Origin of the sequence: Rhizobium sp. SG741, from assembly GCF_012275435.1 — a bacterium.
GTDB lineage: Bacteria > Pseudomonadota > Alphaproteobacteria > Rhizobiales > Rhizobiaceae > Rhizobium > Rhizobium lusitanum.
In genome coordinates this window covers 565,451-585,034 of sequence record NZ_JAAZQP010000002.1, presented here as the reverse complement: position 1 = coordinate 585,034, position 19,584 = coordinate 565,451, and the positions used below count along the sequence as shown (strand labels likewise).

Annotated in this window: 19 protein-coding genes; 4 read left to right on the top strand and 15 right to left on the bottom strand. The window is 62.8% G+C overall.

The annotated features are described in order from the left end of the window. Positions 1-46: 46 nt before the first annotated feature. Positions 47-1,474 carry an aspartate ammonia-lyase gene (locus FHT29_RS08085; protein ID WP_112440360.1) on the top strand — a complete coding sequence of 476 codons (1,428 nt, stop codon included), beginning with the start codon at positions 47-49 and terminating at the stop codon, positions 1,472-1,474. Here the strand turns inward: FHT29_RS08085 and FHT29_RS08080 are convergent. Both FHT29_RS08080 and FHT29_RS08075 read right to left on the bottom strand, forming a co-directional pair. Beyond that, positions 1,446-2,159 (bottom strand): FadR/GntR family transcriptional regulator, encoded by a 714-nt coding sequence (locus FHT29_RS08080; protein ID WP_037192206.1) that lies wholly within the window; start codon positions 2,157-2,159, stop codon positions 1,446-1,448. The genes FHT29_RS08085 and FHT29_RS08080 overlap by 29 nt on opposite strands. An 80-nt stretch (positions 2,160-2,239) precedes the next feature. Beyond that, the gene (locus tag FHT29_RS08075) at positions 2,240-2,683 is read right to left on the bottom strand and encodes a MarR family transcriptional regulator (RefSeq protein ID WP_092573624.1); all 444 of its coding nucleotides are present in this window, start codon (positions 2,681-2,683) and stop codon (positions 2,240-2,242) included. 204 nt (positions 2,684-2,887) lie between these two features. On the opposite strand from FHT29_RS08075, the gene FHT29_RS08070 reads away from it, so the two are divergent. Continuing rightward, positions 2,888-4,459, top strand: a complete 1,572-nt coding sequence (locus FHT29_RS08070; protein WP_168599531.1) for an AMP-binding protein — start codon at positions 2,888-2,890, stop codon at positions 4,457-4,459. 47 nt (positions 4,460-4,506) lie between these two features. Further along, positions 4,507-5,337 (top strand): p-hydroxycinnamoyl CoA hydratase/lyase, encoded by an 831-nt coding sequence (locus FHT29_RS08065; RefSeq protein ID WP_168599530.1) that lies wholly within the window; start codon positions 4,507-4,509, stop codon positions 5,335-5,337. 79 nt (positions 5,338-5,416) lie between these two features. On the opposite strand, the gene FHT29_RS08060 is transcribed toward FHT29_RS08065, so the two are convergent. From FHT29_RS08060 to FHT29_RS08025, 8 genes are all read right to left on the bottom strand, one after another. Then, positions 5,417-6,862 (bottom strand): aldehyde dehydrogenase, encoded by a 1,446-nt coding sequence (locus FHT29_RS08060; protein WP_047554801.1) that lies wholly within the window; start codon positions 6,860-6,862, stop codon positions 5,417-5,419. A 26-nt stretch (positions 6,863-6,888) separates the two neighbouring features. Then, positions 6,889-7,674 carry a coniferyl-alcohol dehydrogenase gene (locus FHT29_RS08055; protein ID WP_037192217.1) on the bottom strand — a complete coding sequence of 262 codons (786 nt, stop codon included), beginning with the start codon at positions 7,672-7,674 and terminating at the stop codon, positions 6,889-6,891. A gap of 41 nt (positions 7,675-7,715) precedes the next feature. Next, positions 7,716-8,735, bottom strand: a complete 1,020-nt coding sequence (locus FHT29_RS08050; RefSeq protein ID WP_047554798.1) for a branched-chain amino acid ABC transporter permease — start codon at positions 8,733-8,735, stop codon at positions 7,716-7,718. Continuing rightward, on the bottom strand, positions 8,732-9,628 hold the full coding sequence (locus tag FHT29_RS08045) for a branched-chain amino acid ABC transporter permease (RefSeq protein ID WP_168599529.1): 897 nt from the start codon (positions 9,626-9,628) through the stop codon (positions 8,732-8,734). The genes FHT29_RS08050 and FHT29_RS08045 overlap by 4 nt, the downstream gene beginning before the upstream one ends. Next, positions 9,625-10,353 carry an ABC transporter ATP-binding protein gene (locus tag FHT29_RS08040; RefSeq protein WP_168597373.1) on the bottom strand — a complete coding sequence of 243 codons (729 nt, stop codon included), beginning with the start codon at positions 10,351-10,353 and terminating at the stop codon, positions 9,625-9,627. Before FHT29_RS08040 ends, FHT29_RS08045 begins: the two co-directional genes overlap by 4 nt. Then, the gene (locus FHT29_RS08035) at positions 10,350-11,102 is read right to left on the bottom strand and encodes an ABC transporter ATP-binding protein (protein WP_047638507.1); all 753 of its coding nucleotides are present in this window, start codon (positions 11,100-11,102) and stop codon (positions 10,350-10,352) included. The genes FHT29_RS08040 and FHT29_RS08035 overlap by 4 nt, the downstream gene beginning before the upstream one ends. A 7-nt stretch (positions 11,103-11,109) precedes the next feature. Continuing rightward, positions 11,110-12,423 carry an ABC transporter substrate-binding protein gene (locus FHT29_RS08030; protein ID WP_037192228.1) on the bottom strand — a complete coding sequence of 438 codons (1,314 nt, stop codon included), beginning with the start codon at positions 12,421-12,423 and terminating at the stop codon, positions 11,110-11,112. A gap of 79 nt (positions 12,424-12,502) precedes the next feature. Beyond that, entirely contained in the window at positions 12,503-13,954 is a 1,452-nt protein-coding gene (locus FHT29_RS08025) for an aldehyde dehydrogenase (RefSeq protein ID WP_037192230.1), read from the bottom strand. 244 nt (positions 13,955-14,198) lie between these two features. On the opposite strand from FHT29_RS08025, the gene FHT29_RS08020 reads away from it, so the two are divergent. Then, entirely contained in the window at positions 14,199-15,098 is a 900-nt protein-coding gene (locus FHT29_RS08020; protein WP_037192232.1) for a helix-turn-helix transcriptional regulator, read from the top strand. Between the two features lie 13 nt (positions 15,099-15,111). Here the strand turns inward: FHT29_RS08020 and FHT29_RS08015 are convergent, their stop codons facing one another. The 5 genes from FHT29_RS08015 to FHT29_RS07995 all read right to left on the bottom strand — a co-directional run bounded on the left by FHT29_RS08015 (position 15,112) and on the right by FHT29_RS07995 (position 19,415). Beyond that, positions 15,112-16,332 carry a DUF1501 domain-containing protein gene (locus FHT29_RS08015; protein WP_047554789.1) on the bottom strand — a complete coding sequence of 407 codons (1,221 nt, stop codon included), beginning with the start codon at positions 16,330-16,332 and terminating at the stop codon, positions 15,112-15,114. A gap of 2 nt (positions 16,333-16,334) precedes the next feature. Next, on the bottom strand, positions 16,335-17,834 hold the full coding sequence (locus FHT29_RS08010; protein WP_047554787.1) for a DUF1800 family protein: 1,500 nt from the start codon (positions 17,832-17,834) through the stop codon (positions 16,335-16,337). 75 nt (positions 17,835-17,909) lie between these two features. Beyond that, complete coding sequence (locus FHT29_RS08005) at positions 17,910-18,359, bottom strand: periplasmic heavy metal sensor (protein WP_047554785.1); 450 nt, start codon at positions 18,357-18,359, stop codon at positions 17,910-17,912. Next, the gene (locus tag FHT29_RS08000; protein ID WP_047554782.1) at positions 18,356-18,805 is read right to left on the bottom strand and encodes a hypothetical protein; all 450 of its coding nucleotides are present in this window, start codon (positions 18,803-18,805) and stop codon (positions 18,356-18,358) included. The genes FHT29_RS08005 and FHT29_RS08000 overlap by 4 nt, the downstream gene beginning before the upstream one ends. Beyond that, positions 18,798-19,415 (bottom strand): RNA polymerase sigma factor, encoded by a 618-nt coding sequence (locus tag FHT29_RS07995; RefSeq protein WP_348644858.1) that lies wholly within the window; start codon positions 19,413-19,415, stop codon positions 18,798-18,800. The genes FHT29_RS08000 and FHT29_RS07995 overlap by 8 nt, the downstream gene beginning before the upstream one ends. Positions 19,416-19,584 lie beyond the last annotated feature (169 nt).

The window sequence follows — 19,584 nt, the reverse complement described above, 5'->3', positions numbered from 1 at the left end:
ATACAGCTTGACAGATTTAGCTCGATCTACGCCATAGGAGGATAATGTGGACACGACGCGAAGCGAGTATGATTTACTGGGTTCGAAGGATATTCCGGCCACTGTCTATTGGGGGGTGCATACCGCCAGAGCCTTGGAAAACTTCCAGGTGACGGGCACGCCGATCGGACGTTACACGCATCTCATCCGTGGCCTTGCCTTCGTCAAGGAGGCCGCCGCCCTTGCCAATCACGAGCTTGGCCTGCTCGACAAGGAAAGGCTCGACGCCATCGTGCGGGCCTGCCGCGAGATTCGTGCCGGCGAGCTTCATGAGCAATTCGTGGTGGATGTCATCCAGGGCGGCGCTGGCACTTCCACCAACATGAACGCCAACGAGGTCATCGCCAACCGAGCGCTCGAACTCCTCGGCCACGCCAAGGGCGACTATGCCCGCCTTCATCCGAACGATCACGTCAATCTCAGCCAGTCGACCAACGACGCCTATCCGACGGCGGTCAATGTCGCGCTGATCGAAGCGATCGACGGGCTTGCGGCGGCGATGCAGATGCTGCAGGAGGCTTTCGAACGCAAGGCCAAGGAATTCGACAGCATCCTGAAGGTAGGTCGCACCCAATTGCAGGATGCCGTGCCGATGACGCTCGGCCAGGAGTTCCGGACCTTTGCCGTGATGCTCGGCGAAGACAGATCCCGCCTCATCGAATCCGCTGCCCTTCTGCACGAGGTCAACCTCGGCGCGACCGCCATCGGCACCGGCCTCAATGCGCCGGCCGGCTATGCAGCACTTGCCTGCGCTCATCTCGCGCGATTGACCGGACGTCCACTTGTGACAGCTAGCGACCTGATCGAAGCCACGCAGGATCCCGGCGCATTCGTCCATCTGTCGGGTGTGCTGAAGCGCGTGGCCGTCAAATTGTCGAAGACCTGCAATGATTTGCGTCTGCTGTCTTCCGGCCCTCGAGCTGGCATCGGCGAGATCAACCTGCCGGCCATGCAGGCCGGATCGAGCATCATGCCGGGCAAGATCAATCCGGTGATCCCGGAGATGGTCAATCAGGTCGCCTTCTCGGTGATCGGCAACGACATCACCGTGACCATGGCTGCAGAGGCAGGTCAGCTGCAGCTCAATGCCTTCGAACCGATCATCGTGCGCTCGCTGTCGGAGAGCATCACGCATCTGACGGCGGCCTGCCATATCCTTGCCGAACGTTGCGTCGACGGCATCACCGCCAATCCCGCCATCATGGCACAGCGTCTGCAGGAATCGCTCGGCCTTGCGACAGCGCTCAACCCACTAATCGGCTATCAGGCGGCGACACAGGTTGCCCGTGAGGCGCTGGCAACCGGCCGTACCGTGCCGGAAATCGTGCTGCAGCATGGCCATTTGACCGCCGAGCAACTTTTCGAGGCGCTCCGGCCGGAAAGGCTCGCCAACCTGCCCATTGTGGTCAACGCTGCGGCTGATCCTCGCCGATGATGGTCGTCACCACGCGCTCGACCTGACCGAGATGGGCCTCCATCGCTGCGATGGCCGCCTGCTCCGAGCCCGCCACGATCGCCTCGACGATCTGGCGGTGCTCGACATTCGAGGCCACACGCCGCTGCGCCATCATGTTGACCAGTTCCGATTGGCGCATCAGCGCGTCGCGGGCATCCGCAACGATCTTTGCAAACACGGCATTACCGGAGGCCTCTGCGATCATGCTGTGAAATTCAGAGTCGAGCTGCACCCATTTATAGGGGTCTTCCTGCCTGTCCATCTCGTCGCATAGTCCCAGCAATCGCGCCAATTGCGCGTCCGTGCGCCGCAGCGCCGCCCAACCGGCCGCCGGCACCTCGATGAAAGGCCGCGCCTCGATCAGATCACGCGCCGAATAGCCGCCATAGTGCAACTCCGGACTGGGCGTGGACGTGACCACAAAGGTGCCGCTGCCGGTGCGGGTTTGCGTGAAACCCAAGGTCTGCAGCGAGCGGAGCGCCTCGCGGACGATGGGGCGGCTCACCCCATAGTGTCCGGCAAGCTGCGACTCGGCGGGCAGCCGCGTCCCGACCGCCAACCGTCCCGATGTAATTGCCGAACGAATATCGTCGAACACCGCCTCAGCGGCGTTCTTCCGACTGATCGGCCTTGTATAAGATAACCAATCAGCCACCTCACTCATGACACCCAACCTTTATAAACATTCCATGCTTGTCAACAAACGAGGCTTGGAAAGACAGCCCCTGTCCCGGCGCGCCAGCCTCAACCCGAACTGTCGCCGGCATAGACGCGTTTCAGAAAGCCGACAAAGGTTTTCAGCTCCTCTTTGGAGAAGCGCCCGGTGAATTTCCGCTCGTGGGCCGCGATCAGATCGCGGCACGCTGCAAGGATCTCCTGACCCTCGCCCGTCAGGATCAGCTGCTGGCGACGGCGGTCGACGGGAGACGGGCGGCGCGCAACCAGGTTGCGATCCTCCAACCTATTGACGAGCGACATCATCGTCGCACGATCCATGCCGAGAGTTGCCGCTATATCGATCTGGCTCGCCCCCTCGTTCTGCGCGATCAGTTCCAGCACGGCGACCTGTTTCTGTGTCAGGCCGAGGTCTTCCATGGCTCGCGAGAAATCATGATAGAGCGCAACATTGGCCATGCGCAGGTGAAATCCGAGGATGTCCTCCAAGGAGCTGGTGTCAATCCGGCGCATGTCGTCAGCGCCATCCTGCCTCTGCGCCTTTTCCCCACGATTTCCGACCGCCATCACTCCTCCCTGCCCGGCACAGTCAATGCGCCTGGCAGTCTTAGAAGCACAATTCCATGCCGGCAGCAAATTTCCCTTGAGGAGAGCAGGTAAAATATTGTATGTGTTGCATACAAATTTCGCTATGGGAGTGGCGAGGTGGAGGAGCAAATGCAACAGGTCTCGCAGCACATAGGTGAGGCAATCGGCGCGGTGGGGCTGGAGACCGACGATCCGCTTATCTTTCGGGCCAAAGTCAGCCCGAACCGGCCAGCGGTGATCGAGGTGGCGACAGGCCGGCATTTGAGCTATGGCGAGCTGAATGAACTGGGCTCACGCTGCGCCGGGTGGCTGGCAAAGGTCCTGCCGGGCGGCGAGGATCATCCGCGCATCGCTTATCTCGGCCGTAACTCGATTGCCGAAATCATCGCATGCCTCGGTTGCCAGCGCCTCGGCGCGGTCTTCGTGCCGCTCAATTGGCGTTTGAGCGCAACCGAACTTCAGCAGATCCTCGCGGATTGCCGCCCGCACATGCTGATCGTGGATCGGGAATTCAGCGAAATCGCCGGCGAAACCGGTCCCCTCCTGCCACCAAAACTGGTCGTGGAGGGTGAGGCTGGTTTTCTTGCTCGTCTGCAGGGCGCGCGCCCTCGTGCCGGCGGGCGAATTGCGGCGGATACGCCTTGCATCATCCTTTACACGTCAGGCACGACCGGTACTCCGAAGGGCGTGATCATCACCAGGCGCAACGCCTTCTTCTCGGCAATCAATTTCGCGCTAGTCGGAGAAGTGACGTCGCAATCCGTCACCCTCTGCGACCTGCCGTTCTTCCACACGATCGGCATCATCGCGATCGCACGAACGACGCTTCTCATGGGCGGACGGCTGGTCATCTCGGACCGCTTCCAGCCTGAGCGAACCCTCTCTGTCCTCGGCGATACGGCCCTCGGCATAACGCATTATTTCGCCATTCCCCAGATGGCCTCGGCATTGCGCGCATCGCCCCATTGGAATCCCGCTGCCTTGAAGGCTCTGAAAGCGATCTTCATCGGCGGCGCTCCGCTTTCGCCGGCCCTGATTGAGTCTTTCCTCGAAGACGGCGTTGCCCTCGTCAACGGCTATGGCATGAGCGAGGCCGGCACCGTCCTGCACATGCCGCTCGACAAGGACCTGATATCGGCCCATCCCGGCAGCGTCGGCTTCGCCGCCCCGCTCACCGAGATCCGCCTCATGGCATCGGATGGAACCGATGCCGCCGATGGCGACGTCGGCGAGATCTGGCTGCGCGGGCCGGCGGTGACACCCGGCTACTGGAACAAGCCGAAGGAAACGGCCAGCGCCTTCGTCGACGGATGGTATCGAACCGGCGATCTCGGCAGGCGCGACGAAACCGGTCTGCTCTACATACCCGACCGGCTGAAGGACATGTATATCAGCGGCGGCGAGAATGTCTTCCCGGCCGAGGTCGAAGCTGTCATCGCAACGCATCCGGCCGTGCGTGATGTCGCCGTCATCGGTATTCCCGATCCGCGATGGGGCGAGAGCGGCGTGGCCTTCGTCGTACCGGCCTCCCCCGAAGCGCTTGCCGAGGACATTCTCAGCCATTGCGCCAGCCGCCTTGCTACCTACAAGCGCCCGCTACGCGTCATCTTCCTTGAAGCCATTCCGCGCACCGCATCCGGCAAGGCGCAAAAGCATATCCTCAGACAATCACATACCGACACCGATCCGAAGCCGTTTTGACGGTCGGCAGGCATGACTGAAACAACAAAGATGAGCAGGAGAGACAGATGACGGAAATTGAGAAGACCACGGTCGATCCGGTGCTTGTCGAATTCGACAATGGCATCGCCTTCGTGACGTTGAATCGCCCCGATAAACGCAACGCGATGAATCCTGCGCTCAACAGGCGCATGCTCGAAGTCCTGGACGATCTTGAAGGCGATGAGCGGTGCGGCGTTCTGGTCCTGCGCGGAGCAGGCTCATCCTGGTCGGCCGGCATGGATCTCAAGGAATACTTCCGCGACAATGACGGCAAGCCGCGCGATGCGACGCTGAAGAGCCGCAGGCAATCAGGCGGCTGGTGGAGCCGGCTGATGTATTTCGAAAAGCCGACGATCGCCATGGTCAACGGCTGGTGCTTCGGGGGCGCCTTCACGCCGCTGGTCGCCTGCGATCTCGCGATATCAGCCGACGAAGCAACCTTCGGCCTCTCCGAAATCAACTGGGGCATCCTGCCCGGCGGCAACGTTACCCGCGCCGTTGCCGAAGTAATGAACCACCGCGACTCCCTCTACTACATCATGACCGGAGAAACCTTTGGCGGACAGAAGGCCCGCGACATGGGCCTCGTCAACGAGTCCGTGCCGCTGGAACAGCTCGAAATCCGCGTGCGCGCTATTTGCGCTATCCTCCTCAAGAAGAACCCGGTCGTGCTCAAAGCCGCCAAGGACACGTTCAAGCGCGTGCGCAATCTGCCCTGGGATCTGGCCGATGATTACATCTATGCCAAGCTCGAGCAGATGCTGTTTCTCGACAAAACGGGAGGACGCGACGAGGGCCTCAAGCAGTTCCTCGACGACAAGGCCTATCGGCCGGGTCTCGGTGCCTACAAGCGGTAGCCGTTGTCGGCGCGAATACATGGATTGATGCTATAATTCGCGACGGCCAGCGGGAACTGGCCGCCGCAACGTCGTTTGATCAGAAGGGATAGTGCTGCGCGGAATCTTCGATGGTGATCCAGCGCAGATCGGTGAATTCGGCGATCGCAGCCTTACCGCCGAAGCGGCCGTAGCCGCTGCCCTTGACGCCGCCGAACGGCATCTGCGCTTCATCGTTCAAAGTCGGGCCGTTGATATGGCAAATACCGGACTGAATGCGTCCGGCAACGGCAAGCGCGCGCTGTACGTCGCGGCTGAAGACGGCCGACGACAAGCCGTATTCGGTGTCGTTGGCAATCCGTACCGCCTCATCCTCGCTTGCCACACGAATGATCGGCTTCACCGGCCCAAAGGATTCTTCCGCATAGACGCGCATATCCGGTGTGACGAAATCGAGCAACGTCGCCTCCACCACCGTTCCGCTGCGCTTGCCGCCGGCTATCAGTTTGGCTCCCTTGGCCTGCGCGTCGGCGATCAACTCCTCCATCTTCTTGGCTGCATCGAGGCTGATCAGTGAACCCAGCACCACATGGCCGCGCGGATCGCCCGCCGGCAGCGCGCTGGCGCGCGCCGCAAGCTTGGCGACGAAGGCGTCGGCGATCGCCTGATGCACGATGATGCGCTCGGTCGACATGCAGATCTGGCCTTGGTGCATGAAGGCGCCGAAGATTGCCGCGTTGACGGCACCATCGATATCGGCATCCTCCAGCACCACCAGCGGCGCCTTGCCGCCGAGTTCCAGCAGAGCCGGTTTCAGATGCTTGCCGCTGAGTTCAGCGATGATCTTGCCCACCTTGGTCGAGCCGGTGAAATTGACACGGCGCACTGCGGGATGCGCGATCAGGGCCTCGACGATCCGGGGCGCATCCTCGGGCGCATTGGTGATGACGTTGATGACGCCAGCCGGCAGGCCTGCTTCCGTCAGGGCCGTCGCGATCAGCCGCTGCGTGCCGGGGCATTGTTCGGAAGCCTTCAGGATCACCGTGTTGCCGCAGGCGATCGGCATGGCAATGGCCCGCGTCGCCAGGATGACAGGCGCATTCCAGGGCGCGATCGCCAGGCAAACGCCGGCCGCCTGGCGGATGCCCATGGCGAGCGTGCCGGGCTTGTCGGAAGGAATGATCTCGCCGCCAATCTGCGTCGTCATGGCGGCCGCTTCGCGCAGGATATTGGCGGCAAGCATGACGTTGAAGCCGGCCCAAGGCGCGGTCGCTCCCGTCTCCTCCATCATCAGCGTCGTGAACTCGCCGACCTTGGCATCCATGATATCGGCCGCTTTTGCCAGGATCGCGCGGCGCTGGCCGGGGCCCGTGCTCGCCCAGGCTGGGAAGGCGTTGGATGCGGCTTCGATCGCAGCCGCCACGTCCTCGAGGCCGGCCGCCGGCGCTCGGCTTGCCAGCTTTTCGGTAAAGGGGTCCAGACGGTCATAGGTCCGGCCGCTGGCGGCCGGCCTGTCGACGCCGTTGATGAGAAGGGAAATGTTCATCTCTTGTCTCCTGATGCGAATGATATCTAGAAGCCGAGCACGTCGGCATTGATGGAGGCTTCAAGCCCGCCATCGGTGGGGAGATTGGCGCCATTGATCCAGCGCGCACCGTCCGAGCACAAGAACAGGATGGCAGGGGCGATGTCGGCTGAAGTACCCGCCCGGCCGACGCGCGTGATATCGCTGTCGACGCGGGCGTCGCCAAGCACGGCGCGGAACTGCTTGAGGATCCGCGTTTCGACGGGACCAGGGCTGACGGCGTTGACGCGAATGCCGCGATCCTTGAAGAGCGCTTGATGTGCGGCCCGCATGGTCCAGAGCAGCAGCAGCTCCTTGGACAGCGGATAGCCCTCTTCGTTCTTCAAACCATGCTCCGCGACGAGACCGGCGACATCAGGAAAGCCTTCGATTGCCGTCAGCTTCTTTGCTCGCTCCAGATTGGCGCGCCAGCCATAGCCCGCGATCGAGGCGACATTGACGATCGCCCCGCCCTCGCGCAGGCGGGGTGCGACCGCCTCGGAAAGCGTACGCAAACCGTAGAAATTGACTGCAAGCGTTGCCGCGACGCCGGTGCTTCCGGAAAGCCCTGCGACATTGGCCAGAGCATCGACGCGGTTGGGCAATTGGCGGACGATGTCCGCTACGCCTTCGGCGGTCGAGATATCGCCCTTGATGAAGGAACTGATGCCCGACGACGGCTCGCGGACATCGACGCCGATAATGTCAGCGCCCATCTGCCCCGCAAGTTCGGCGGTGCGCGCGCCGATACCCGAAGCGACCCCAGTGACGAGGATGGTCTTGCCGAAAAGCATGATTTCACCTTTCTCATGAAATGCGACGACGGACGTCGCCGCTACTGTTTGTCCTTGAAGAGATCTGAAAACGTCAGCCGGTAGCCGACGGGCAGCAGTTGCAGATCGAACCGTCGCTCGATCGCGCCCCAGAGGCCCTGTGGCAGATAGAGGGAGAAGAGCAGCGCTGCGGCCCCGAGGCCGACCAGATACCAGACCCCCGTTCCGCCGAAGACGGTCTCGATGACGAAAAAGAGCACAGCGCCGAGGATTGCCCCCTCGAATTTGCCGATGCCGCCGACGAGGACCATAAAGATCATATAAGCGGTCCACTGCACGCTGAAATAGGTCTTCGGCTGGAAGGTGGTGGCCGTTGCCAGCCAGAGGCCGCCGGCGACGGCGATCCCGAAGGCAGCCAGCACAAAGAGCAATCTCTTGGTGGCGGCAACCCGCACGCCGACGGAGGTTGCCGCATCCTCATTGTCACGGATCGCCTGCATCGCAGCGCCGGCGCGGCTGCGCATGAGGGCAAAGAGGGCGCCGAGCAGGGCAATCATGGCGGCAAGCGCCAGCCAGTAGATCGTCACCCGCCGCGTGCCGCTGTCATAGGCGTTCAGTGCAATGAGCGAGGTGCCCGTTTCCCCCTGGATGAGCCGGTCGAGATTGACGAGCAGATGGGCGAGCTCGGCGATCACCCACATGCCGATCGCAAACTCCCCGCCCTTCAGCCGCAGCATGAACCATGAAAGCGGAACCGAAAGAATGCCGGTGACGATCGCAGCGACGAAGAGCGAAACGAAGGGATCGAGCCCTGCATCAGCCAGGCGGATGGTGAAATAGGCGCCGAGACCGAAGAAGACCTGCTGGCCGACGGAAACGAGGCCGCCGAAGCCCGCCAGGGCATTCCACATGGCGGCGAGGATCACGTAGATGAAGAGAGCCGTCATCCGGTCGATGACACCGGCTCCCATGAAGGCAGGCGAGGCCGCCAGCAGGATCGCCACGACTGTCATCACAGCCAATGTCAGGCGGGACGAAGCCGTCCAGCGTTCGACGGATATTCCGGGTGCGATCACGGTCATGTCGGGCTCCGAAGAAGAGCGCGGATCCTGCCGAGTCCGGGCATGCCGAACTGATGGAGCCGAACGAAGAGGACGAGCAGAAAGGCGATGTGGCCGCCGATCAGGAAGCCTTGCGGATGAATCTGGGCGCCGATCGATTGCGCCAGACCGAGAACGATGCCGCCAAGCAGGGTTCCCCATAGCGAGCCGGCGCCACCGATGACAGCCGCTTCGAAGGCAAACAGCAATTGCGGCCCGCCCGAATAGGGATTGAAGGTCGCCCGCATCGCCAGGAATGCGCCGGCGATGCCGACCGTGACCATGGTGATCGCGGTCGCAACCGCGTTGACCCTACGGGCATTGATACCGACAAGCCCTGCGGTATCCGGATCTTCCGCCGTGGCCCGGATCGAACGGCCGAGCGCGAAACGGCTGAGGAAGAGCTGAAGGCCGCCGAGGATGACGATGGCGGTCACCATCATCAGCACGGCAAGCTTGCCGACGAAGATATGGCCGGGCAATTGCCAGGAGGCGTAGGAGAGATTGCCGATGAACGGCGCGAGTGAGCGCGTGTCGGCTCCGAACTGTTCGAACAGCAGATTGTCGATCACGATCGACAGACCGAAGGTCGTCAGGATCGGCAGCAGCGTGCCGCCGCGCGAGCTGCGCTCCAGCACGAACCTCTGCAACAGCCAGCCAAGCATGGCCATGACGGGCAGTACGATCAGCAGGCCGGCAAAGGGTGGGATCGCGAGTTTGGACGCCAGCAGCCAAAGACCGTAGGCGGCAACGACGGCAAGACTGCCATGCGCGAGATTGATGATGCGCATGACCGAGAACATAAAGGACAGTCCGCAGGCGATGACGGCGTAGTAGCCGCCGAGCAGGACGCCTTGAAGCAAGGTGTTGATCACGACGCGCTCCTTTCAGCGGCTGCCCGATGCAGTCCGAAATAGGCCCGGGTGACATCCTCGCGCGTCACGCCGGCTGCCGGCCTGTCGAGCACGATGCGGCCTTCGAGCATGCAGATGACACGGCTTGCGACGCTCATTGCCCGGGTCAGATCCTGTTCGACGAGAATAATCGTCGTGCCCGACGACAACAGGCTTTGAAGCTGCTGATAGACGCGGTCGACCACCAGCGGCGACAGGCCGAGCGACACTTCGTCAAGCAGCAGAATGTCGGGATTGCTCATCAGCGCCCGGCCGATCGCGGTCGCCTGCTGCTCGCCCCCCGAGAGATGTCCGGTCTTGGCATGGCGGCGCGGTTTGAGGTTCGGAAAGGCGTCGAAGACCCGCTCGACCGTCCACTCCCCCTTGCGGCCGGCGCTTTTGCCGAGCAGCAGATTTTCCTCCACCGTCATCTGCGAAAACAGCCGCCGTCCCTCCGGCACCAGGGCAATGCCCCTGACGATGCGCTTGTGTGAGGGAACGGCGGTGACATCCTCGCCGTCGAGAAGGATCTGGCCGCCGACCGGAAGATGAGCACCGGCGATGGAGCGCAGCAATGTCGTCTTGCCGGCGCCATTGGCACCCACGAGCGCGAGCACGTCGCCCTTGGCAAGGTCGAAGCTCACGCCGCGCACCGCCTGCAACAGACCATGGCGAACATCCAGATCTCGAATGGAAAGCGTGCTCATACGGGCGCTCCTCCAAGATAGGCGCGCACGACTTCGGCATCGCTCATGACAGTCTTCGGATTGCCGTCGGCAATGATCTTGCCGGCATCCATGCAGATCAACCGTTCGACGACCTGCAGCAAGATATGGACGATATGCTCGATCCAGACGATGCCGATGCCGCGGCGGCGCAATTCGAGAATGGTCTCCACCAGCTCACTCGCCTCGCCATCGGTCAGCCCGCCGCCGATCTCGTCGAGCAGCAGCAGCCGTGGACCGGTTGCGAGGGCTCGCGCAAGTTCCAACCGCTTGCGATCGAGCAGGCCAAGCGTATCGGCGCGGCGATTGGCAACGCCGAGCATGCCGCAGAGCCGCAGGGAATCGACGACGCGTCCATAGGCCTCGTCGCGACCGGATGTCTTGCCGTGCGAAGCAGCGACAAAGACGTTCTCGAACGTCGTCATGCCGCTGAAGGGCTTCGGGATCTGGTGCGTCCTGACGAGACCGGAGCGGCAGCGGTCGGCCGCCGTCAGCGCCGTGACGTTCTGTCCGCCGAAGGTGATGGTTCCGGCATTCGGTGGAAATGCACCGGCCAGCACGCTGAGAAGCGTCGTCTTGCCAGCCCCGTTCGGGCCGACGATGCCAACGGCATCGCCATCGCCCATTGAAAAATCGAGGTTTTCCAGAACCACAAGCGCCCCGAAGCGCTTGTGGATCCCCTTGGCCGCCAGAAAGTCCTGTCCCGGCCGCTGTTGCTCTTTGACCTGCACGATGCCGTTACCCGTTGTAAGCGATGAGTTTGGCGCCGACGGGCACGTTCGGATCGGTAGCGTGCTCGGTCACGACATAGTCGAGCGCGAATTTCGAGCCGGCCGGCGCCTTGACCCATTGCGTGCCGATGATCGGCCCCGGAGAGACGTTGGCGACTGGGCCGCTGGTGAAATCCACCTTGCCGGCGATCGTCGTGGTCTTCAGCGTGCTCATCGCCTTGGCAACCGCTGCCTTGCTCTTGACGTCGGACGCTGCCTTCAGCACATCGAAGCCGGCGTCGAGCAGCGACAGGCTGGCGCCGAGCTGCTGCGTCCACTGCTTGCCGCTTGCCGCCTCATAGCCATCGGCCAGCTCATTGCCGGAAACACCCGTCAGCGACGACTTGTAAGGAAAGGCCTTGTGCCAATAGGCGGCGCTGCTGACGTTCATGCCGAGGTCGCCCAGCGCCTCAATGTCAGATGGAAAGAGGCCTGTTTTGGCAACCTGGCAGATCTTGATCTGCTGGGTAAGACCCTGCTGCGCCGCCTGCCGCCAGAAGGCTGCGAAATCCGGCGGGATCGGGAAGCTGTTGAAGATCTCCACGCCCTCCTGCCGGAAGAGCGCGATCTGCGAGGAGAAGTCGGTCGTTCCGGTTTCATAGGCACCGGGGTCGACGATGGTGAAGCCCGCCTTGGCAAGCGCCGGTGCCAGATTGGCGCGGATCGCGTTGCCGTCGGCATCGTTCGGATACATGACGCCGACCTTCTTGTTGGTCTCGATGAGGTTCCACTGCGAAATATAGGTCTTGAGGAATTCACCGACGCCGAAGCCGAAGTGATAGGTCCACTTGAACGGCGACGGCGCGCCGGGCTTGGCACCACGGCCGAAATACCAGGCCTCCCACGGCATGACCGTCGACAGGCAGGGCACGCCCGCCGCCTCGCAGGCATCGGCGACTGGATTGATCGTCTCCGGCGTCGAGACCGCCAGCATCAGATCGACAGCCTGATTGTTGATCAGGTCCTTCGCCAATTGCCCGGCGCGCGACGGATCGGATTGCGTGTCGCGATCGAGGATTTCCACCTTCCACGTCTTGCCGCCGGCCTGCAATCCGCCTGCCAGCGCCTTGCGCGCCAACTCCAGAACGTAGCCGTCCGTCTCACCGAAGCCACCAAGCGGTCCCGTGCGGGGGCTGATGAAGCCGACCTTCAGCGTATCGTCGGCGGCAAATGCCGACCGTCCGCCGAAGGCCAGCGCGGCGGTGCCCGCTGCCGTGGCGGTCATGAATCTGCGACGCGTCAGTGCGGCGCCGGATATAGGTCTGTTGAAATTACCAGTCATGAAATAGTCCTCCCTTTTTTGTCGGAGCCCTCTTACTCCGCATGCCTTTGTCTTTGCCGACCTGCCGTCTTGCGACCGTTCAGATCGGATACTCCCGTTTGCCGGATGCAAGCGTGATCCAGCGCAACTCGGTGAATTCATCGATGGCCGCCTTGCCGCCGAAGCGGCCGTAGCCGCTCGATTTGACACCGCCGAACGGCATTTGCGGCTCATCCGCGACAGTTGCCTCGTTGATGTGGCAAATGCCGGTCTCGATGCGCCTTGCGACTGAAAGTGCCTGATTGATGTCGCGGCTGAACACCGCCGATGACAGGCCATATTCATTGTCGTTGGCGACCGTCACAGCCTCATCGACGCTGTCGACCCGGATGATGGCGGCGAGCGGTCCGAAACTCTCCTCGCGGTAAATCCGCATCGCCGGCGTCACGTGATCGATGATCGTGGCATCGATCTGCGTGCCCCGCGCCTGGCCGCCACAAACCACGACTGCACCCTTCTGCATCGCATCCTCCACCAGCGCACGAACACGTCTGGCGGCCTCCGCGCTGATCATCGTGCCGAGCGGTGTATTGCCGTCGAGTGGATTGCCGGCAACGAGCGTCTCGGCCTTCACCCTGAACTTCTCGACGAATTCGTCGGCAATCTCCTCCATGAGGATGATGCGCTCGGTCGACATGCAGATCTGGCCCTGGTTCATGAAGGCGCCGAAGGCGGCGGCGCGCACCGCCTCGTCGATATCGGCGTCGGCGAGCACGATGAACGGCGCCTTGCCGCCAAGCTCCAGCAGGCAACGCTTAAGGTGGCGTGCTGAAGCCTCGGCAACGAGGCGCCCGACACGCGTCGAGCCGGTGAAATTGATCCGGCGCACGGCCGGATGTGCAATCAAGGCTTCAACAATCGCGGCCGCATCCTTCGGCGCGTTGGTGATGACGTTGACGACACCGGGCGGGAAGCCTGCCTCACGCAGGACCTCGCCGATCAGGCAATGAGTCCTGGGGCAGAGTTCGGATGCCTTCAGAATGACGGTATTGCCGCAGGCTAGCGGCATGGCGATGGCGCGCACGCCAAGGATGATCGGCGCATTCCACGGGGCGATCCCGAGGCAGACCCCGGCCGGCTGACGCACCGCCATGGCAAGGCTGCCCGGCTCGCTGGAAGGAATGATCTCGCCGGCGACCTGTGTCGTCATGGCAGCTGCCTCGCGCAGCATGTCGGCGCCGAGACCGCAATTAATCCTCGCCCAAAGCGCGGTCGCGCCGGTCTCGCCGACCATTGCTTCGACAAAGTCGGCTGCGCGAGCGGTCAGAATGTCCGCAGCTTTGTTCAGAAGCGTGCGCCGTTCGCCCGGCCCGGTCTGCGACCACACGGGAAAGGCGGCCGCTGCGGCGCAGGCGGCGCGGGCAGCGTCTGCCGCCGAAGCGGCCGGCGCGATGGTCGCGACATCGCCGGTCGCCGGATCGACGCGCTCGAAGGTGGATGCATCAGACGCATCCAGCGTTTCGTCATCGATCAGCAGTTTTGCCACGAACATGCGATCATCCGCTCTTTGGCAGGCCATGCCTGCAGTCATCCAAAATGGGAGAAAGCGCGCATGGTCGAGCGCCGCCGGGATGCAGCCGCAACAACCATATCTTTTGCGTGGAGACCTCCTCCCAAAGGCTCATGAGAAGAGATTACGTCGTTGCGACGAGGATTGAATGCGATTTTCTGGGTTAATATTGCAAATATCTGGCAATCATGCCACGTTCTCGTCATGCCATGCGAAGGAGGACTCGTTGGTTTTCGACAGCGGCATCCATCTTCATGCGCGCGGAGATTGGCACGAGCCCTCGCTGACACCTCGCACGATCCGTTTCCAAAAGGGCCTCTACGCCCAATTCCACCACCTTTTCCTGCTGCAGGTGGGGACAGCAAAACTTATTCTCGAGGGCGAAGACCAAAGGGCTTTTCTTGGGCCGACCATTGCTTATCTGCCGCCGCAGTCGCACTGCGAGCTGCATATGGCGGCCGGTGCTGCCGGTTTCATCATCGGCGCCTCGCCGCAGATCGTGGTCGACGCGATCGGAGACCGGGCGGAATCCTACGCGCTCAGAATCTTCAGCGAACAGCCCTGGTTCATGGCCGCGCCGGATGCCGATGCCGTCGGTGAGGCGCAGCCGCTCGTCGCCGGCTTCGTTCGGGAGCTTGGCGATCCCTCCCGGGCGTCATGGATGGCGATCTCGGCCTATATGCGCCTGATCCTGATGGCGCTTTGGCGGGCAGGCGGCGCGGAAACAGCCGAACAGCGCGGGCGCGGCGGCGGCGCATCGATCCTGCAGAGATATCGGCAATTGGTGGAGACCTGGTTCCGCCAGCATCGGCCGATGACGGACTATGCCCGCGAACTCGGCGTGACCACCGATCGCCTGCATTCCATCTGCCGCAGCGCGCTTGGCCGCTCCCCCGTGCAGCTGTTGCACGAGCGGGTGGTGCAGGAAGCGAAATTGCGGCTGGAGCGCTCGGCCCGCACAGTCCAGGAGATTTCCGACGGCCTCGGCTTTCGTGACCCCACCTATTTCAGCCACTTCTTCAAGAAGAAGACGGGCTTCTCGCCGGCAACCTATCGCGACTTCGCCCGCAGGAGCGAAGTCGCGGAAAGCCATGTCCTGTCGTCGGGCTATGCAGATTGGCCATAACGACAGCCTGTCGTCAGACGATCAGCCCCTTCATCGGCAGGACATGATCGGACCCGGGAAAAACGTCGCGGGTCAATACAACAGGCGAAGCACCGAGCAGATCGACGGCGATGCCCTTGATCACCGCGCGCAGGTCGGTCGTGGCGGCAAGATCGCGGCCATCGCGCAATTGCGCCTGCTTGAGGCCGGGCCAGTCGGCGATCACCCGGCCGCCCTTGATCGCACCACCGGCGAGAAAGGCAGTCGTGCCGGTGCCATGATCCGTACCCTCGGTGCCGTTCACCTGCGCCGTGCGGCCGAACTCCGTCGCAACGACGATCGCGGTATCCTTCCAGGAGGGACCGAGTTCTTGCTGGAACGCCGCCAACGCATTGTCGAGCCCCACAAGCAGCTTGTTCAGCCGATCCACCTCGCCGGCATGGGTGTCCCATCCTTCGAAGGCGAGTGCGGCAACACGCGGACCATCATCCTGCGCCAGCAGGCGCGCGGCGCCCCTCGCCATCTGCTCCATCCCGGTGGGATCGCCTGGGCCGCCTCGCGCCTTCACGTCGAGGCCGGCTGCGATCTTGCCGGTGGAGATGCCCTCGGCGAGGATCTTCGCGAACAAGGGGTCGGTGTGATTGTAGAGATCCATAAGGCGCGGCGGCAGGTCATCGCTGACAGGCTGCAAGTTGGATGGCGACCAACCGAGCACCGGCGCCTTGCCACGAATGACTAGCGGTGCGTTCGCGCCGACCGACAATCCATGGATGGCGGATGAACCGGGCGAAACCTTGTCCCCTTTGGGAAGGCCTTCCAGCATGCGGTTCAACCAGCCGGAATCGACGCGGCCTGGAGTTTCATAACCGGATTCCAGCACATCCTGACCGTCAAAATGCGAGCGGTCGCGATAGGGCGTCGCGCTCGCATGAACGACGGCCGCCTGCCCTGCGCGGTAAAGGCCATTAAAGTTCGGCATCGACGGATGCAGCGCAAAGAAGCTGTCGAGCGGAAGCGCAGCATGAGGACCGCTCGTCGTCATGGCGATCGCCTGGCGAAGCGCTTGATAGTCCGGATCGCCGACAGGCGGGACGGCCGTCAGGCCATCGAGCGCACCACGCAGGATGATGGTGATAAACCGCGGATCGCGGCCGCCGGCGGCATGGGCGAAGCGTGGAATGAAAGCCCAGGCGAACAAGGCGCCGGAAGCACCAAGAACGGCACGGCGGGTGGGAGTCATGAGTTCGCAAGTCATGGTCAGCGCCTTTGAAATTCGGGGGAAAGATAGGCGATCGCAAAGCCCTGGTTGCGGGTCTCTGCACGCGATACCGCCTGCAGCGTTTCATTTGAGAGAAGCGGGCCGAGACTGTCCGAAACGAAGCGCCTTGGATCTCCTTGCGGCGATGCCGCATTGGCGATCATATTGGCGACATCCATCCGCATGCTAAGGCTCTCGCTGGAAGCCCAGACATCGGCAGTGTCTGCAAAGCCGTTCGGGCCGGCCGGCGCCCAAAACGGCTGGCCCATGGCGGTCAGGGTGCCGAGAATGACATTCGGCTTCGGCGTCTCGCCGCTGGCCCGCAGAAGAGCGGCCATGAATTCCAGCGGTGAGCGGACCTTGGCAAGCGTCGGATTCCAAGCCTCTTCAGAGCCGAGCAGGGCGCGATAGACCGTGGAGAGATCACCATCCGTCTTGGTGAAGGTTGCCGCAACCGTCTGCACGAGCGCCGGCGGCGGCACGTCGGCGATAAAATGCCGGACGAGCTTGGTGGCGATATGCTGCGCGGTTGCCGGATGGCGGGCAAGGTCACGCAGCGCCTCCCGCCCCTGCCCGACGCCGTTGTCGGCATAGGTCAAGCCGAGCAACGTCTGGTCGCCCGGCTCGTGGGCAGCCGCGTTGAAGACGAACGTGCCAGGCGTGCCGAGCTTCCCCTCCGCCCGCGCCACCGTCCAGCCGGTGATGATCTTCGCAAGCGTCGTCACGTCGGTCTGCGTGTAGCCGCCATTGACGCCCAGCGTATGCAGCTCCAGCGTCTCGCGGGCAAGATTTTCGTTGAGGCCACGCTTCTTGTTGGCATTGGCCTTCGAATTCGGCCCGATCGACTGCTGATTGTCGAGATAGCCGAGCATGGCCGGATGGGTTTCGACCGCAAGCAGCATCTCAGAGAACCGCCCGAAGACATGTGGACGGATAGCCTCCCGCTCAAACGCACCGGCAAGAATGTGGCATTCCTCGCTCTTGGAGATCGCGACGGCGAAATGGTTTGCCCAGAACATGGCCAGCCGTTCGCCGAAACCGATCAGCGGCTGCCGGATGGTGCCGTTGAAACGTGCATCCGCCTCCGCCAGCAGAATCTGCTGCGGAAGATAGGGGGCCGAAGGCTTCTCCAGCTTCTCGACCGCCTTGGTCATTGTCGCTGCCATCTCCTGGGCGCCGGGCTGGGCGCTCGTCGAGCCGGGGAGTTGAGGACCCTGCTGCGGGGCTTGCGCCGGTTTGCCCTGCTGCGGTGTAACGGCCGCAACGGCCTGCTGCCGGGCTTCCTTTCGCTGCTCCTGGAAAGCGTAGAGAGCAACGAGAAGATCGGCTGTGGACTGCAATTGCGACCCGACCGGAACCGGGACGAAGCGTTCGGTGATCTCTTCAAGCAAAGCGCCGCGCGGATCCGACAGGATCGACGCGATGCCGTTATGATCCGCTCCTAGCCCGAACCGGGAAAGAGCGAGCGCGGCATAAACATCATTCGATTGCTGAGCCATGTTCCTGCCAACTCCTGCATCAGACATGCTCCTTAAACGCGAGCATCTTTCCGATCCGTCGGTGGGCAAGTGTGATCATTTTGTGGCGGCGGCTTTGGGAACGCCGCGGCGGATCAGGCTTTCGGCAAGAGCGCGGCGTTCGTCATAGGAAAGCGTTGCCGCGAAATCGACGGCGCGTTCCTCGAGCTTCGTCCGCAGGGCGATGTCGGCATTGCGCGCTCGCGCCAAGGCGGCCGACAGTGCCTCCGTATCCAGCGTCGGCTGCCCTAGGATGGACGCAGCATCTATTTTGGCCTGCTGCGCCTCGAGAATGGTCGGGCGCTGGTCTTTCCGCGCTTCGTTCAGCGCCGCGCGCAGCGCTTTCCTCTGCGACGAAGGCAGTTGCTCGCCCGCCAAAGGCATCACGGCGGCGCGTGCCTGCGAGTTGCGGATCCATGTCAGTCCTCCGCCTGCCAATGCTCCGATCAGGAAGGTGTTCAGCACCAGCAGAGATATGACCAATATTCGAAAGCTGCGGTCTGTCATTGGCTGTCCTGCCTTATCGCCGCATCCGGCCCGACATCGCCGAACATGGTGGCGGTCCCATCCGATGCGATGACGGTGTCCGACGTGAGGTTGGGCGCCAAAATGGCGATGGCGATACTGCCGGCGAGAGCGCCCGCAATGCCGATGCCGACAAGACCGATGCCGGCGGAACCGAAGCGAAACAAGTTCCTCATCCTCGAGCGGTGGACAAATTTTGCGACTATCCGGCCGTCCAAGCCTTCGTGGCCAGCTTTGAGGACGTATGTGTCGAGCAGCGAATCGAGGTCCGCTGCACGTTCGAGCATGCCGGCTGCCTCGGCACTCCTGGCATGGGCGCGTGCGGCCGCGCGCTCATCTTGCGGCCATCGGCCGATGTCGCCGCCATAGGCGTCGACCATTTCAGCGAACCGCTCGGCACTCATCGGACCCGCGATATGTTCAGCCATCGCTCTGTTCCTTCAATAACAGCAACTGCAAGGAGCGCCTTCCACGCGCAAGCAGGCTTTCCAGCGCATCCACGCTAACGTCCATGATCGCCGCCGCCTCCGCATTCGACAGCCCCTGATAGTAGACCAGGACGATCGCCTCGCGCTGGCGGGGAGCAATCATCTGCATGGCCCGCTCCACGCGCCGCGATGGGTCATCCTCGCTCATCAGGCCGGCATCCGGCGCCGGACCCTCATATTCGAGGTCGGGCGGGTGCTCGGCAAACACATCCTTGCGCCGACGCAGGTGATCGTAGCAGAGGTTGATCGCCACGCGATGGACCCAAGTGCTGAAGAGGGCATCGCGCTGGCGCCAGCCTCCGGCGTTTCGCCACACACGCAGAAATGTTTCCTGCGCGATATCCTCGGCTTCGGCGGCATCGCCAAGCATGCGGGTGGCCACGGACAGAATCCGCGGCAGCTGCCGCGCGACCATCAGGCGCATCGCCGGAACGTCACCGGCAGCGATGCGACCGAGCAGATCCTCGTCCGGGTCGCCACTCCTGGGCACGCGATCCCATTTCATCGACAATCGCCGTCGTCCCGGTTTCGTGAAATGATCGCATAGCACCCCCGTTCCCTGCGTTTGACAAGGGGACTTAGCCTATCCGTCAGTCCCGGCGGGCGACGCCAATCCGATCGAAACGTCTCCGGCAGCGTGTCTTCCCTTCGATATCGAGCATAGGTTCTCAATGGTTGAACGCTTCGCGCGACGAAATCCGTCGCTCTGATATCATCGA

Coding starts and splice junctions, on each gene's coding strand:
- FHT29_RS08080 (WP_037192206.1), bottom strand. CDS start 2,159: ATGAGTGAGGTGGCTGATTGGTTATCTTATACAAGGCCGATCAGTCGG.
- FHT29_RS08075 (WP_092573624.1), bottom strand. CDS start 2,683: ATGCGCCGGATTGACACCAGCTCCTTGGAGGACATCCTCGGATTTCAC.
- FHT29_RS08070 (WP_168599531.1), top strand. CDS start 2,888: ATGCAACAGGTCTCGCAGCACATAGGTGAGGCAATCGGCGCGGTGGGG.
- FHT29_RS08065 (WP_168599530.1), top strand. CDS start 4,507: ATGACGGAAATTGAGAAGACCACGGTCGATCCGGTGCTTGTCGAATTC.
- FHT29_RS08060 (WP_047554801.1), bottom strand. CDS start 6,862: ATGAACATTTCCCTTCTCATCAACGGCGTCGACAGGCCGGCCGCCAGC.
- FHT29_RS08055 (WP_037192217.1), bottom strand. CDS start 7,674: ATGCTTTTCGGCAAGACCATCCTCGTCACTGGGGTCGCTTCGGGTATC.
- FHT29_RS08050 (WP_047554798.1), bottom strand. CDS start 8,735: ATGACCGTGATCGCACCCGGAATATCCGTCGAACGCTGGACGGCTTCG.
- FHT29_RS08040 (WP_168597373.1), bottom strand. CDS start 10,353: ATGAGCACGCTTTCCATTCGAGATCTGGATGTTCGCCATGGTCTGTTG.
- FHT29_RS08030 (WP_037192228.1), bottom strand. CDS start 12,423: ATGACTGGTAATTTCAACAGACCTATATCCGGCGCCGCACTGACGCGT.
- FHT29_RS08025 (WP_037192230.1), bottom strand. CDS start 13,954: ATGTTCGTGGCAAAACTGCTGATCGATGACGAAACGCTGGATGCGTCT.
- FHT29_RS08015 (WP_047554789.1), bottom strand. CDS start 16,332: ATGACTTGCGAACTCATGACTCCCACCCGCCGTGCCGTTCTTGGTGCT.
- FHT29_RS08010 (WP_047554787.1), bottom strand. CDS start 17,834: ATGGCTCAGCAATCGAATGATGTTTATGCCGCGCTCGCTCTTTCCCGG.
- FHT29_RS08005 (WP_047554785.1), bottom strand. CDS start 18,359: ATGACAGACCGCAGCTTTCGAATATTGGTCATATCTCTGCTGGTGCTG.
- FHT29_RS08000 (WP_047554782.1), bottom strand. CDS start 18,805: ATGGCTGAACATATCGCGGGTCCGATGAGTGCCGAGCGGTTCGCTGAA.